The 14,332-nt window shown below is 61.9% G+C and carries 9 protein-coding genes; 1 reads left to right on the top strand and 8 read right to left on the bottom strand.

Annotated elements, in window-relative coordinates; all coding sequences use genetic code 11:
* Positions 1-34 precede the first annotated feature (34 nt).
* The 8 genes from phoU to CMV30_RS12115 form a co-directional block, all read right to left on the bottom strand.
* Positions 35-721, bottom strand: coding sequence for a phosphate signaling complex protein PhoU (gene phoU, locus CMV30_RS12150; protein WP_096056279.1), 687 nt, complete (start codon positions 719-721; stop codon positions 35-37).
* 47 nt (positions 722-768) lie between these two features.
* Positions 769-1,605, bottom strand: coding sequence for a phosphate ABC transporter ATP-binding protein PstB (pstB, locus tag CMV30_RS12145; protein WP_425437041.1), 837 nt, complete (start codon positions 1,603-1,605; stop codon positions 769-771).
* 29 nt (positions 1,606-1,634) lie between these two features.
* Positions 1,635-2,705 carry a phosphate ABC transporter permease PstA gene (gene pstA / locus CMV30_RS12140; protein ID WP_096056277.1) on the bottom strand — a complete coding sequence of 357 codons (1,071 nt, stop codon included), beginning with the start codon at positions 2,703-2,705 and terminating at the stop codon, positions 1,635-1,637.
* A gap of 6 nt (positions 2,706-2,711) precedes the next feature.
* Positions 2,712-4,316, bottom strand: a complete 1,605-nt coding sequence (gene pstC / locus CMV30_RS12135) for a phosphate ABC transporter permease subunit PstC (RefSeq protein ID WP_096056276.1) — start codon at positions 4,314-4,316, stop codon at positions 2,712-2,714.
* A 207-nt stretch (positions 4,317-4,523) separates the two neighbouring features.
* Positions 4,524-5,333 (bottom strand): phosphate ABC transporter substrate-binding protein, encoded by an 810-nt coding sequence (locus CMV30_RS12130; RefSeq protein WP_096056275.1) that lies wholly within the window; start codon positions 5,331-5,333, stop codon positions 4,524-4,526.
* 33 nt (positions 5,334-5,366) lie between these two features.
* The gene (locus CMV30_RS12125) at positions 5,367-6,701 is read right to left on the bottom strand and encodes a putative porin (protein ID WP_096056274.1); all 1,335 of its coding nucleotides are present in this window, start codon (positions 6,699-6,701) and stop codon (positions 5,367-5,369) included.
* A gap of 331 nt (positions 6,702-7,032) precedes the next feature.
* Positions 7,033-9,738 carry a DEAD/DEAH box helicase gene (locus CMV30_RS12120; RefSeq protein ID WP_096057744.1) on the bottom strand — a complete coding sequence of 902 codons (2,706 nt, stop codon included), beginning with the start codon at positions 9,736-9,738 and terminating at the stop codon, positions 7,033-7,035.
* Between the two features lie 216 nt (positions 9,739-9,954).
* Positions 9,955-11,271, bottom strand: a complete 1,317-nt coding sequence (locus CMV30_RS12115; RefSeq protein ID WP_096056273.1) for a 3-deoxy-D-manno-octulosonic acid transferase — start codon at positions 11,269-11,271, stop codon at positions 9,955-9,957.
* A gap of 162 nt (positions 11,272-11,433) precedes the next feature.
* Between CMV30_RS12115 and CMV30_RS20765 the strand changes: the two genes are divergently transcribed.
* Positions 11,434-14,286, top strand: coding sequence for a M16 family metallopeptidase (locus CMV30_RS20765; protein WP_096056272.1), 2,853 nt, complete (start codon positions 11,434-11,436; stop codon positions 14,284-14,286).
* Positions 14,287-14,332: the final 46 nt, after the last annotated feature.

The following is a 14,332-nucleotide window of genomic DNA, read 5'->3' as shown; positions in this document are numbered from 1 at the left end:
CCCAATCGGCTCCCTAGACCGTTCACTAGCCCGCTCAGATCGACCCAGAGCCACCGCTCTTCTTGAGCTCGTCATTATGCCGGATGTCTTTCGCGTGCGCGAGAAACACCATCTCCTCCGCGATATTCGTCGCGTGATCGGCAATACGCTCGATGGATTTTGAAATGAACATCAGCTCAAGCGCGCGGCTGATCGATTGCGGACGCTCGATCATGTAGCTCGTGAGTTCGCGGTAGAGCTGCTTGTTGATCGAATCGACTTCCGAATCGCGACGGACCACCGCCATCGCCTTCGCTTCATCGCCGTGGAGGAAGCAATCGAGTGCATCGCGCAGCATCTCGAGCGCGATGTTGGCCATGCGCGGGATGTCCACGTACGGCTTGAGCGGCGGCTCGGCGGCGAGCTTTACCGCACGCTTCGCGATGCTGGTGGCTTCGTCGCCCACGCGTTCCAGATCGTGCGACGCCTTCATGCCCACGATCACGAGACGGAGCTCTGTCGCGATCGGCGCGCGCAAGTTCATGTAGCGGATCGCTTCGTCATCGATGCTCATCTCGAGCTGGTCGATCTCGTCGTCCGCGGCGATAACTTGATCGGCGAGAGCGATGTTGCCCTCGACGAGGGCTTTCAGCGCCTGGCGGACTTGCTCCATGGATTTTTCGCCCATGAGGAGCAGATGTGAGCGGAAGGTTTCGAGTTCAGAATCGAAGAAGCGTTTCATTGTCTAAGGGCGGCGGCGGGTGTGGGTGAAGAATCCAAACTATCGGCTTAGCCAAAGCGTCCCGAGACATACGCCTCGGTCTGCGCATTGGCGGGGTTCATGAAGATCGTGCGCGTGTCGGCGTACTCGATGAGTTTCCCCATGTAGAAAAACGCCGTCTTGTCCGAGCAACGCGCGGCCTGTTGCATGGAGTGCGTCACGATGATGATCGTGAACTGTTTCTTCAGTTCGTGAATCAGCTCTTCCACTTTGGCGGTCGCGATGGGATCGAGTGCCGAGCACGGTTCATCCATCAAGAGCACTTCGGGATCGACCGCGATGGCGCGTGCGATGCACAGACGCTGCTGTTGTCCGCCGGAAAGGCCGAGACCGCTTTCGTGCAACCGGTCCTTCACTTCATCCCAGAGCGCGGCACCGCGCAGGGATTTTTCTACGACCTCATCGAGCTTTGCCTTGTTGCTGATGCCCTGGATGCGCAGACCGTAGGTGATGTTTTCGTAGATGGATTTCGGAAAGGGATTCGATTTCTGGAAGACCATGCCGACGCGTTTGCGCAGTTCGATGGGGTCGATGTCGGAGCGGTGGATGTTGATGTCGCGGATCTTGATCGAACCGCGCTTCACCGCAGTGCCGTCGATCAGATCGTTCATGCGATTGATGCAGCGCAGCAGTGTGGACTTGCCGCAACCCGACGGCCCGATGAACGCGGTGACGCGTTTCTCGTCGAGCTTCAAGTTGATGTCGAAGAGAGCCTGCTTCGCACCGTAATAGAAATCGAGCTGCTCGATATCGATGAGCGTATTCGCGGGAGGCAGATTGGCGGAACGCTCGGAGGGCACGTTGATCGTGCGTCGGGCGGGCGTGGCGGCGGAAGTCGGTTCCATGGAAGGCGTAGAAAAGTTGGACGTGGCGTTCACCATTTGTAGCGGCGGCGGAGGTTGTTGCGGAGCATGATCGAAGCCATCGCGATGCTCGCGACGATCATCAGGAAAACGAAAGCCGTGCCGTACTGGACGCGCTCGGTGTACTCATTCTGCGGGATCTTGGAGCTGACGACGTAGATGTGATACGGCAGCGCCATGACACCCTGGAAAAAGAAATCGCTCACCTTCGCCACATCCCACGGGAGCTTGTCGCTCATCACATAGGCGGCGGTGAACATAATCGGCGCGGTCTCGCCCGCGACACGCGCGATGCCGAGGATCGACGAGGTCAAAATTCCCGGGAGTGCGTATGGCAGCACCGCCTTGCGGATCGTCTGCCACTTAGTCGCACCGAGAGCGAGCGAGCCTTCGCGGAAACCCTTCGGCACAGCTTTCAGCGACTCTTCCGACGCGGTGATCACCACTGGCAGCACCATAAACGCCAGCGTGAACCAGCCCGCCATGAGCGAGGTGTTCCAGCCGAAGAAATTCACGAACATGCCGAAGCCAAAAAGGCCGAATACAATCGAGGGCACACCGGCGAGATTGATGATCGAGAGCCGGATCGCGCGCACGACCGGTCCGTCCTTCGCATACTCGCTCAGGTAGATCGCACTGGAAACGCCCAGCACGAGCGCGATGCTCATCGAACCGATCACCAGCAGCACCGTGCCGACGATGCATGGGAAAATACCGCCCGCCGAATAAGCGATGCTCTCCAGAATCTTGATCTGCGGTGCAGGCTGCCCTGCGGCTTTCGCGGCAGTCTCTTCCTTCTCACGGAATGCGCGAAACTCGGTAGCGCCCATTTCGCGCTTTTCGCCTTTGTACTCGAAGACGTTGAGCGTCTCCGGTGCCTGCGTGAGGAATGGCACGTTGATGAACGGGAACTCGCTGCGGAAAACGGTCTGCGAGCCTTTGAAAAAAATGCTGCCGAAAACAAACGCGCCGCACAGCAGCACGAAGTACGTCGCGAGACGGAAGGCCCAGAAGAGCGTTTTCTCTGCGCTACGGCCTGCGCTGGGCTTGGGGGCAAAAGGATTGGCGATGGCGTTGCTCATGGCGGGTTATCCGATCGAGATGCGGTAGCGGCGGACGATGACCTGCGCCACGTAGTTGATCAGCAGAGAGAGGAAGAAAAGGCCGATGCCGACCACGAAGAGCGCGCGGTAGTGGATGCTGCCATTGGCGACCTCGCCCATCTCCTGCGCGATGATGCCCGTCATCGTGTGGACCGGCTGAGTAAACGCACCGAGACCGGCGGAAAAATCCGGGATCGCGATGCGGTTACCCGCGCAGAGCAGCACAACCATCGTCTCACCGATCACGCGCCCGAAACCCAGCAGCACCGCCGAGATGATTCCCGAGAGGGCGGCAGGCACGATGATCTTCACCGTGGTTTGCAGCTTGCTCGCACCGAGCGCGAAGGAGGCCTCCTTGAAAGCGCGCGGCACGTTGTTGATGGCGTCTTCAGCGAGCGTGAAAATCGTCGGCACGGAGATCAACGCGAGCAGAGCGCCCGCCGTGAGCACGTTCAGTCTCTCGGCGATCGGGAAACCCGGCAGCCATTGCAGCCACTCGACTTGGGAGATGTCGCGCAGGAACGTGCCCAGAATCGCGATACCGAAAAAGCCCAGCACGACGGACGGAATCGCCGAGATAAACTCGATGGATGGCTTGATCAGCTTTTGCTCAGTGGGCCGGGCAATCTGGTTCACGTAGATCGCCGCGCCGACACCGAGCGGCACCGCGATGACGAGTGCGACAAGCGAAACCATGAGCGAGCCCGTGAGCAGTGGGAGGATGCCGTACCAATCCTGCCAGAAGCTCGCCGTCAGCCACTCACGACCAAAAACAAACGCGGTGAACGACTGCCAGAAGGGAACGGCGAGCGTGTAATCCCACGTCTCCAGTTGTTTCACCACGGCCGGGAATCCGGCGATGTACGCGCTGTTGAGGCTCTTGAATTTTTCCATCCGGGCCTGCAGCTCCGGCGCGGGCAGCGCAGGAGCCGATGCGCCCAGTGCGGTCAGCTCGGCGGCAAACGCCTCGCTGGCCTCCTTGTAGGCGGGCAGCGCGCCGAGGATGGGTTGAAGTTCGGTTTTGAAATCAATGGGAGCAATCACCAGCGCAGCGGCCTCGGCCGTCTTGCCTGCGGCGAGCAGCTGGCTGCGCTCGATCAAGCGGTCTTCGTTGACCGCGAATTTCGTTTTGATGCCCGTGGCGACATCCCCGAGATCAGAGACGAAGCCGCGGATCGGCCCGACCGCATCGCTGTAACGGCCTGCGTAATCGTCGAAGTCCGCCAGCCTCGCGTTAGCGTCGGCCAGGGAAAGTTTTTCGACCTGCGTGAAATGCGTCAGCGTGCGCAGACGCAGATCGGAGAGGTAACGGGTGAGCGCGGTGTGATCGCGTTCCTGCTGGCGGATGAAGTCGACATACTCGAGGCCTGCCTGCCGGTACACGGTCAGGTTTTTTTGGTTCTGCGTGAAAAAGGCCGAGCCTTCGCGAAACAGAAAAAGCGTGATCAGGCCGAGCACGATGACTGCGACCGCCGCACTGCCGCCGAAGAAAGACTGGATGCACTCATCAAGCGAGAGGCCGAAAAAACGCGTGCGCGCCTTCGCAATGACGAAGGGCGGGCGGGTGTCGGCGGTGATGCTGGTGGCCATGACGGGAGAGGACAAAGGACGGTGAAAATCGGTCAACGGGGGCTCGGTTACGTTCTCGTAACAAAGCCGGACGGGAGGCGTCGGGAGCGCGGGAAATCCTAAAAACAAAACGGGCGCGCCGACAAAAACACCGGCGCGCCCGCGACTACTTAAACAACAACACTAACGGGAAAGATCTGTGATGATGCAGGGACTCGCGAAGTCCGCTTAGCGGACCGGCACGAAGCCGACTTTCTCGACGATCTTCTGGCCTTCGTCGCTGAGCGTGAACTCAACGAACTTGGCCGCTTCACCGCTCGGCTCGCCGTTCGTGTAGTAGAACGTCGGACGGGCGTAAGGGTATTTCTTGGAAATCACGGACTCCTTGTCGGGCGTGGCGCCACCGATGGAGATGACCTTGATTCCAGGAGCGTGAATGTAGGCGAGGCCGACGTAGCCGATGCCGTTCGGGTTCTTGGCCACTTCGGAAACGATCTGCTCGTTGCCCGCCATTTTCTGCGATGAAGTGGCGTAATCACGGCGCTTCATCGCGAGCTCCTTCCAGTCGGAGTAGGTGCCCGAGGAAGTGTTGCGCGTGTAGATCGAGAATTTGCCAGGCGTGCCGCCGACGGCGGACCAGTCGGTGACATCGCCGGTGAAGATCTGCTCGACCTGACGGGTGGTGAGCGCGGCGAGCGGGTTGTTCTCGTTCACGATCACGGCCATGCCGTCGTAGCAAACGATGATCGGCTTCATGGTGACGCCCTTCGCGCTGGCGGCCGACATCTCGGTGGGCTTGGCGCGGCGGGAGGACATGCCGATCTGGGCGGTGCCGTCGGTGATGGCGGTGATGCCAGTGGTGGAGCCCTCTGCGGCGATCTCGAAGGAGGTGCCGGGGTTCTTCGCCTTGTACTCTTCGGAGAGCATCGGGACGAGTTTGGCGCCAAGCGTGTCGGAGCCCTTGATAACGAGCTTCTCGGCGCGCACCAGACCGGTGACCGCGAGGAGCGAGGCAAGGAGGAGGAGGGATTTTTTCATGTGAGTATCGGATTAAAGGTGACGCTAATCGGGTTAGAACTTGGCCGAGAGATCGACCTGGAGGACCTGGGCCTGGCCAAAGCCATTGCCACGGTTAGTCGAGCCGCCAGCGGCGCGGGTGGCCTCGATGTTGAACGAGTTGAAGTAAGTGACCGTCGCGTTGATCGAGTCGGTGATGTTGTAGCTGCCGGAGACGATCAGGCCTTCGCCATTGAGATAGCCGCCGTTGAAATCGGAATCCAGGAGCAGCGACGAGTAAGCGCCGTTGCCAACGTAGCGATACTCGGCGGTGAGCTGGTATTCCTTGGCGAGCTTGGTCGCGCCGTAGCGGACACCGAAGTTACCGAGGGTGGCGTCGTCATCGACCGTGTTCGTCTGGGCGAGACGGCGGGCGCGGTCTTCGCCTTCGAGATTGATGCCGTAGGTGGCGTAAACCGCGAATGGCTTGGAGCCGAGCGTCGTGGAGAACTCAACCGGCACGAGGAAGGTGGCGAGGTCGGTGTAAACCGCCGTGTCGTTAGCCAGTGCGGCGGCGTTGAGCCCCGCGTCGTGAGCGGACGGCGCAGCGAAAGCGGCAAAGGTCGGAGCGATCTTCCACTGCTTGTTCGCGAGCTCGGCCTGGGCGATGAAGAGGAACGACGGATCGTTGGCGACGGCTCCTGCTGTGGAGTTCGAGTTCAGCATAAACTCGCCAGCGCGGAGGCTCAGACCCCAGCTGTTAGCGATCAGGTTGTTGTACACGAGCTCCTGCGCGGCGCCTTCGAAGTTGATGTCGCTGTCGATCCAGAAGCCGTTGACGCCTGGGTTAAAGAACTTGTGGCCAAACTTACCGAGGCGAAAGTCGAAGGCATCAGCGCCGATGACGTTGGTATCATTGTACTGGATGAACACCTGACCGACCTGAACGGCATCGGTAGCCTTGGAGAAATTATCCGTGCCGCTGGCGAAGTCGTTGTTGGTCGAGGTCGCACCGGTGTTCGATTCGAGACGCAGGCCGGCGGTCCACTTGGCGCCGAGACTCGCGGTGGTCGCGAGACGGAAGCGATAGCGATAGCGGCTGCGATCCATGTTATTGGCGGCACCGGCGGGATTGGCCTGCTCGTTATCGTACTGATAACGCACGCGGAGATCGCCCGCGATTTTGAACTTCGTGAGCGAGGGCGACATGTCCAGCTTGCCGGCCGAGGTATTGGCGGCGAACTCGCTGGTCAGCTCGGCGCGAAGATCTTCGGCCTCCTGATCGGTGATGATGCCTTTTTTAGCGAGAAGGTTGAGGAGCGCGCCGCTGTCCTGGGCGAACGAGACGGTCGTGGCGCCGAGCGCGACGACGCCAGCGAGGGCGAGCCATTTGAGTGAGTTCTTAGCCATACGATTCTTAGGTCTTGGTTGTATTGTCTTCTTGGATGAACACGCCGGCTGGACGCCAACGCACCAAGACCTTGCCCTCCCCGCGCGACAGGATTGTGGCGGAATGGTTACGAACGTGTGAACTCCGCCTTATTTGGGAAAAACCCGTGAGCGCAGCCGCCTGGATTTTGAATCGCAAAGACGCAAAGGTGCTAAGTCAGAGTCCCGATAATCTACCCGCTTCAGAGCCATTCACTGGGTCTGAATGGCGGACATCGTCAAAACGCGTCAGCCTCTTAGCCGCTTCGCGCCTTTGCGATTCAACTTAGCCGTCAAATCGCTTCCAAACGCCTCACGCCCCGCCCAGATGCTCCGGCTCCGACTCGTCCGCGACCTGCGCGGTCGTGAGCTGCACGAGATCGCGCAACGAACTGAAATGCTGGCTCAGGTCGAAATCGCCGCCAAGCCCACCGATGAGCTTGTCGAACAGATCTTTCTTCGACGCCTGCAATGCCTGGATGCGCTCCTCGATCGTGCCCGCCGTGATCATGCGATACACAAACACCGTGCTCTTCTGGCCGATGCGGTGAACACGATCAACTGCCTGCGCCTCGACCGCCGGATTCCACCAAGGATCGAGCAGGAAAACGTAATCCGCCGCGTGCAACGTGATGCCCGTGCCCGCTGCCTTCAGCGAAACCAGCATCGCCGCAGCTCCTTGCGCAGTCTGAAACGACTGCACCGGTTTCTGCCGGTCGAGCGTCATGCCGGTGAGCTCATAGCGCGGCAGATCGGGGAAGTTCGTCGCCAGCGCCTCGCGCACGCGGTCGAGCAGCATCACGAACTGCGAGAAGATCACGACCTTGTGCCCGCTGCTGACGATCTCGGCCAGTTTCTCCACGAGCAGCGAAATCTTGCCCGAGTCCGATAGCGGCGCTTTGAGCCACGGCAGCATATCCGGATCGCAGCACGTCTGCCGTAGCCGCGTGAGCAACGCGAGGAAGCCAAAAGACTTTTCCCGCATTGCCGCGCCCACGTCGTCACCGAGCCTCGTAAGGCCTTCGGAGCAGATGCGCGCATACTCGGCACGTTGCACATCGGTGAGCGGGCAGAGCAGGTCCATCTCGACCTTCGGCGGCAGCTCCGTGGCGACCTCGGTCTTGGTGCGGCGCAGGATGAACGGCGCGAGCTGCGCGCGCAGCCGCGCCAGCGTGGCGGAGCGGTCAACATTTAGCGACGACTCGAAGCTCGTGCGCGACCCCAGCAGCCCCGGAAGCAGGAACCGGAAGATCGACCACAGATCGAGCTGACGATTTTCCAGCGGCGTGCCCGAAAGGACGATACGATGCGCCGAGCGCACCGCGAAACACGTCTGCGTCACCTTCGCGTCGGGGTTTTTGATGAACTGCCCTTCATCGAGCACCGCGTAGCCAAACTCCACTTTGTCCAGCAACGTGCGATGCTTGCGGAGCTGCGTGTAGCTCGCGAGCCACACAACGCCGTCGTTGTCTTTGCGCGTCGTAAAATCGTGCCCGCTCTTGAGCACATCGACGACGAGCTGCGGATAAAACTTCGCTATCTCCTCGCGCCACACCGGCACGACACTCGCGGGGCACACGATGAGGCTCGGACGTTTTTTCACCGCGCGCGTCGCCAGCAGCGTGATCACCTGAAGCGTCTTGCCCAAGCCCATCTCATCCGCGAGCAAGCCATGGCAGCCGACATCGCACAGATGGTGCATCCACTCGACACCCCGCCGCTGATACGGACGCAGCAGCTCGGGCAACGCCTGCGGAGCGGGCGTCGGCGCCAGCACAGTCTGGCGCCAGGTTTCGAGCTCGGGCGAGAGCGTGAGTTTGAACCGCGCGTCGCTATAGAGAGAAAAAATCAGGTACGGCGAAATCGCGCCGTCCGCGTGAGTCTCGCTCACGTTTTTCTGCCACGCCTTGATCGATTCGAGACGGTCCGCCGGCAACGCCACGATGCCGATCTCCGGGATGATCAACGGACTCACGCCACGCTTCGTGATGAGCGCGACTTCATCGTCAGTCAGCAGGCGTTCACCCGCTTTGAAAATCCAGCGCAGGTCCAGCGCCTGATCGTTCCCACCACGTTTCTGCGCCACCGCCTCGATCTCGATCGTGCGCGGACCCTTCAACAAATTCGCCGCAAGTGCATCGAGCTCGATGGAGAAAAGCCGCTTCCACGCCGGTAGCGTCACCTTCAGGAAATTCGGGATCTCCGCGACCGACCCCAGCAAATACTCGCCGCTCTTCTGATCGTAGCTGAAGTGCGCCTTGCGCGCATACGCCGCCAGGCCGATCAACTTCGCGCGCTCGCTGGAGCTGACCGCCGCCTTCGCCGCCTGCGCGGCCGCACCGAGCGCCGGCACGCGGCTCTTATTGGGATTCTGCCAGTTCGCCTGAAAAGAAAGCCCATCCGCGAGCGTCTTGAAAACCAGCAAGAGTGTGCGCGACGCCGAAGCCAGTGCCGCTCCTGCCGCCGTCGCCCGACTGCCGCGCGATAAAGAAGTCGCACCCGCAGCGCCCGCCGCCGAAGCCGCCAGCCCCGCAGGCTTGTGCGCGTTTCCACTGGCAGCGTGCCCGTTACCGTTGGCGACATGTCCATTACCGCCGCCATTCGTGCCGTGCCCATTATTCGATGAACCTTTGTCGTGACTGCCCGCGGTCTTCTCGCCTTCAGGCGGAAGTGCTACCGGCAACGGCGAAATCTCGTCGCACACCAGCTCCTCGATCTCGTGAAGCCCGGCGACCGCCAGCGCATGAGCCAGCTCGCGATCCGTCGAAGACGAACGCACCGAAAACCCACGTGAATCCCACTCGATCACCGCGTACTCGTCCTTCTTGTCTATGCGCCGGTGGATGATCGCATCCTTCACTGTTAATTCCAGCTCGCGCACCTCACCGTCGCGATAGATGCGCCGCCCCTCATCGAGCTGGGATTCGCTAAAGCGTCCCGCCCAGTCGATTTCCAATTTACCAAACCAGAATTCGAGAGAGTGGGGAGTATAGACGCGCTTCGGGCCGTGCGATTGCATCAAACGAAAAGTGGAAACCGTAGAATCCACCCGGGGTGCCGCAATCTCTTTTTCCAAAGCCATGCGCATATGCGGACACACCCTAGCAGTTCGTATGCTCAATCGTCCCGCGCCCCGGCTCTCGCATACTTCGACCGCGTTTTAACCGGCAATCCTCGAAACACCCGCCGCTTCCACATCCTTCGCCTCCGTCCTCACGTTCACGCGGGCTTTCATTCAGCCCAACTTGCGCAGCTCTTCATCCAGCGCCGCCAGCGAGCGCGCCACCGCGCCCTGATTCGCCCGGTGCCAACCCTGCGCCGCAGTCGCCATCGCCGCGCGCACTCCCGCTTCGCGAAACAACAACGTCGATACCACCGCCAGCTCCTCCGCGTCATGCACCACACGCGCCGCGCCGCTTTCTATCAGCTCACGCGAAATCGGCCGGAAATTCGACATCCCCGGCCCAAACAAAATCGCCCGCCCCAACGCCGCCGCCTCAACCGGCGTCTGCCCTTCGCCATGCGGCGGCAGGCTCTTCCCTACAAACACCACATCCGCCAGCTGCGTGAACTTCCTCAGCTCCCCCGTCGTGTCGCCCACCGCAATATCCACCTCTCCCGCCGCCGCGCCGCGCGATCTGAAATGAAACGAAAACCCCGTCTCCTTCAGCGCCGTCTCCACGTCCCCGCGACGCTCCGCATGTCGCGGCACAATCAACAATCGCGCCGCAATCCCCGCCTCGCGCAATGCCTTCAGCGCTCCGACCAGCGCCACTTCCTCCCCCGGCCACGTCGAAGACCCCAGTAACACCGGCACAGCTCCGACTCCGCTTGCTCCTGCTCCCGCAAAACTCAGCCCGAGCTCCCCGCGCAACTTCGCCCGCTCCGCCTCCGTTAACACCGGAATCGTCACATCCAACTTGATGTTCCCCGTCGAAGAAACGCTGTCCGCCGAAAACCCCAGCTCACGAAACCGCGCCGCATCATGTTCCGAACACGCTAGCACCCGCGTGATCCCGCTCATCAGCGGCCTCACCGCCCAAAGCCACGCCCGCATCCGCGAAAAACTCCGGTCCGACAACCGCCCGTTCAACGCGATCAGCGGCACACTCCGCTTGCGCGCCTGCGCGATAAATTCCGGCCACCGCTCCCCCTCCGTCAGAATCGCCAGATCCGGCGCGATCCGCTTCCACGCGCGCGCCGAGAAAAAACACCAGTCCGTCGGAAAATACCCGATCGCCATCACCTTCGCCGCATACCGCTCCACCGCCAGCTTGTGCCCAGTGCTCGTCGTCGTCGTCAGATAAATTTCCACGTCACCTCTCTTCATGAGCCCGTCGATCACCGGCCCGATCGCGAGCATTTCCCCCACGCTCACCGCCTGCAGCCAGATGCGTTTCACGCCCGCCCGTTTCGCCGGCAGCGCATCCACCGCGCCAAAACGCTGCGCGAACCCGTCGCGATACCCGCCACGCTTCCGCATCCGCCAAAGATAATACGGCGCTGCAACCAGCAGCGCGGGGACAAACATCACTCGATAAAACCACAGCATGGGAAACTTCGCTATTCGCCCCGAGTCAGAGCCCGAGTGCAAGCATCGCGAATCCTCGCGCCGCTTCCGCCCCCTTCTCCCTCACTCGCTATCGTTCACCGCTCCGGCCTCCTCCCGATTTTTCACTGGTCATTAGTCACCGCTCATTGGTCACTCTTCTTTATGCGTCGCCTCCTCACCCTCGGATTTCTCGCAACCGTCTCGCTCGCCTCGGCTCTTTTCGCCAAAACCCCGCCCGAGACTCCCCGCTTCGCCCACGAGCACAGCGACCTGAAAGCCGACCCCGCCGCCCGCTTCGGCAAACTCCCCAACGGCCTCCACTACGTCGTCCTCGCCAACCACGAGCCCAAGGAACGCGCCAGCCTCCGCCTCGTCGTCCTCGCCGGTTCCTTCCACGAGACCGACGACCAGCAGGGCCTCGCCCACTTCCTCGAGCACATGGCCTTCAACGGCTCCATCCACTACCCGCCCGGCACCATCGTCGAATATTTCCAGCGCATGGGCATGAGCTTCGGCGGCGACACCAACGCCTACACCTCTTTCGACCACACCGCTTACATGCTCGAACTTCCGGATACGAAAACCGAAACCCTCGCCGAGGGCATCAAGGTCTTCTCCGACTACGCCAGCGGCCTCCTTCTCCTCGAACCCGAACTCAACAAGGAGCGCGGCATCATCCTCTCCGAAAAACGTGCGCGCGACTCCGTGGAATTCCGCCAGCTCGTCGCCGAACTCAAATTCGTCATCGGCGACACTCTCCTCCCCAAACGCATGCCCATCGGCATCGAGTCCGTCATCGAAAAGGCCGCCCGCGACCGCTTCGTCGACTTCTACGACACCTGGTACCGCCCGTCCCGCATGGCCATCGTCGCCGTCGGCGACTTCGACCCCGCCGCCATCGGGAAACAAATCACCGATAACTTCTCTTCTTTCACCGCCCGCGGCCCCGCCCGTCCTTCGCCTGAGATTGGAAATACCTACGCCTTCAACGGCGTTCGCACACTCTACCACCACGAGCCCGAAGCCGGCGCCACCACCGTCGCCATCCAGACCGCCTCGCCAATCCCGCCCGAAGCCGACACCGCCGCCACTCGCATCGCCCGTCTCCCCCGCGATCTCGCCGTCGCGATTCTCAATCGCCGCCTCGACATCCTCGTCAAGGAAGAAGGCGCCCCCTTCACCCGCGGCCAGGCCGCCGTCAACGACGCCTTCGATCTCTTCCGCAACGCCCTGATCGAGCTCACCTGCAAACCCGCCCAATGGTCCGACGCCCTCGCCGTCGCCGATCAGGAACTACGCCGCGCCCTCGAACACGGTTTCCAGCCCGCCGAACTCGCCGAGGCCCGCGCCAATTTTCTCAACGGCCTCGAACAAGCCGCCCTCACCGCCTCCACCCGCCGTTCCGACCAGCTCGCCAGCGAACTCATCTCCGCCCTCACCCAGGACGAAGTCTTCACCACCCCGGCCGACGACCTCGCCCTCCTCAAACCCGCGCTGGAAAAAATCACCGTCGAGCAATGCGCCGCCGCCCTCCGCGCGGCCTTCTCCGCCCCCGGTCGCTTCGTCAGCGTGATGGGCAACGCCAAGATCGAGCCCGCCGCCACCGCTGCGTCTTCCACCTCACCCGACGCCCAAATTCTCGCCGCTTACGAAAGTTCCCGCGCCAAGCCCGTCACCGCACCCACGACCATCGCCGACGCCGCCTTCGCCTACACCGACTTCGGTCCCGCCGGAAAAGTCACCTCGCGCCAACACGTCGACGACCTCGACGTCGATCTCGTCACCTTCGCCAACGACGTCCGCCTGAATCTTAAGAAGACCGCGTTCGAAGCTGGCAAAATCCGCGTCAGCGTCCGCATCGGCGCCGGCCGCCTCACCGAACCCAAAACCCAGCCCGGCCTCGCCTACTTCACCGACAAAGTATTCACCGCTGGCGGACTCGGCAAACACAGCGTTGACGACCTCGAGCGCATCCTCGCCGGCAAAACCGTCGGCCTCGATTTCCGCATCGCCGGCGACGCCTTCCAGTTCACCACCCTCACCAACCGCGACGACCTTCTCCTCCAGCTCCAGCTCCTCGCCGCGTACCTCACCGACGCCGGCTGGCGTCCCGAGTCGATCCGCGTCGCGCATAAAAATTTCGAACAACTCTACACCCGTCTCGCTCACATCCCCGACGGCCCGCTCCAGCTCGAAGTCCCCCGCCTCCTCGCCAGCGGCGACCCACGCTTCGGCCTCCCGTCCAAAGAACAACTCCTCGCCCGCACGCTCGACGAAGCCCGCGCCTGGGCCACGCCCCAGCTCACCACCGGCCCCATCGAAATCGCCATCGTCGGCGACCTCGACCCCGACGCCACCCTCGCCGCTGTCGCTCAAACCTTCGGTGCCTTGCCCGCCCGCCAGCCCAAGCCCGCCTACGAAGCCGAGCGTCAGGCCGCCTTCCCTGAACCCTTTGCCAAAGACTTCACCGTCACCTCCGAGATTCCGAAAGGCTACGTCGCCCTGTATTGGCCAACCACTGACAGCCGTGACATCCGCACTGTCCGCCGACTCAGCGTTCTTAGCGAGGTCTTCAGCGACCGCCTCCGCGTGAAAATCCGCGAAGAACTCGGCGACGCCTACAGCCCGCAGACCAGCAGCGGCCCCAGCGACACCTACCGCAACTACGGTCTCATGACCGCCCTCATCGCCGTCGATCCCGCGAAAGCCAAAATCGTCACCGACGCCACGCTCGAAATCGCCACCGACCTCGCCACCAACGGCGTCAACGAAGACGAACTCGAGCGCGCCAAAAAGCCCATCCTCACCAGCCTCCGCGAAGCCGGTCGCAACAACCAGTACTGGCTCTTCTCCGTCCTCGGCAGCGCTCAAGAGCAACCGCAGCGCCTCGACTGGCGCCGCAGCATCGACACCGATTTCGCCGCCATCACCAAGACCGAGATCGATGCCCTCGCGAAACAATACCTCCCCGCCGCCCGTGCCTTCCGCGTCACCTCCCTCCCCGTAAAACCCTAACCCTTCCCGTCCGATGTAGGGACGACCTCCGTGTCGTCCACATCCC

The sequence above is a fragment of the Nibricoccus aquaticus genome, assembly GCF_002310495.1.
GTDB lineage: Bacteria > Verrucomicrobiota > Verrucomicrobiia > Opitutales > Opitutaceae > Nibricoccus > Nibricoccus aquaticus.
Note: the sequence above shows the minus strand (reverse complement) of the source record. Positions and strands in the feature narration are given on the sequence as shown.

Excerpts from the sequence above, each read along its gene's own strand:
- phoU (WP_096056279.1), bottom strand. The coding sequence starts at position 721 with ATGAAACGCTTCTTCGATTCTGAACTCGAAACCTTCCGCTCACATCTG.
- pstB (WP_425437041.1), bottom strand. The coding sequence starts at position 1,605 with ATGGAACCGACTTCCGCCGCCACGCCCGCCCGACGCACGATCAACGTG.
- pstA (WP_096056277.1), bottom strand. The coding sequence starts at position 2,705 with ATGAGCAACGCCATCGCCAATCCTTTTGCCCCCAAGCCCAGCGCAGGC.
- pstC (WP_096056276.1), bottom strand. The coding sequence starts at position 4,316 with ATGGCCACCAGCATCACCGCCGACACCCGCCCGCCCTTCGTCATTGCG.
- CMV30_RS12130 (WP_096056275.1), bottom strand. The coding sequence starts at position 5,333 with ATGAAAAAATCCCTCCTCCTCCTTGCCTCGCTCCTCGCGGTCACCGGT.
- CMV30_RS12125 (WP_096056274.1), bottom strand. The coding sequence starts at position 6,701 with ATGGCTAAGAACTCACTCAAATGGCTCGCCCTCGCTGGCGTCGTCGCG.
- CMV30_RS12120 (WP_096057744.1), bottom strand. The coding sequence starts at position 9,738 with ATGCAATCGCACGGCCCGAAGCGCGTCTATACTCCCCACTCTCTCGAA.
- CMV30_RS12115 (WP_096056273.1), bottom strand. The coding sequence starts at position 11,271 with ATGCTGTGGTTTTATCGAGTGATGTTTGTCCCCGCGCTGCTGGTTGCA.
- CMV30_RS20765 (WP_096056272.1), top strand. The coding sequence starts at position 11,434 with ATGCGTCGCCTCCTCACCCTCGGATTTCTCGCAACCGTCTCGCTCGCC.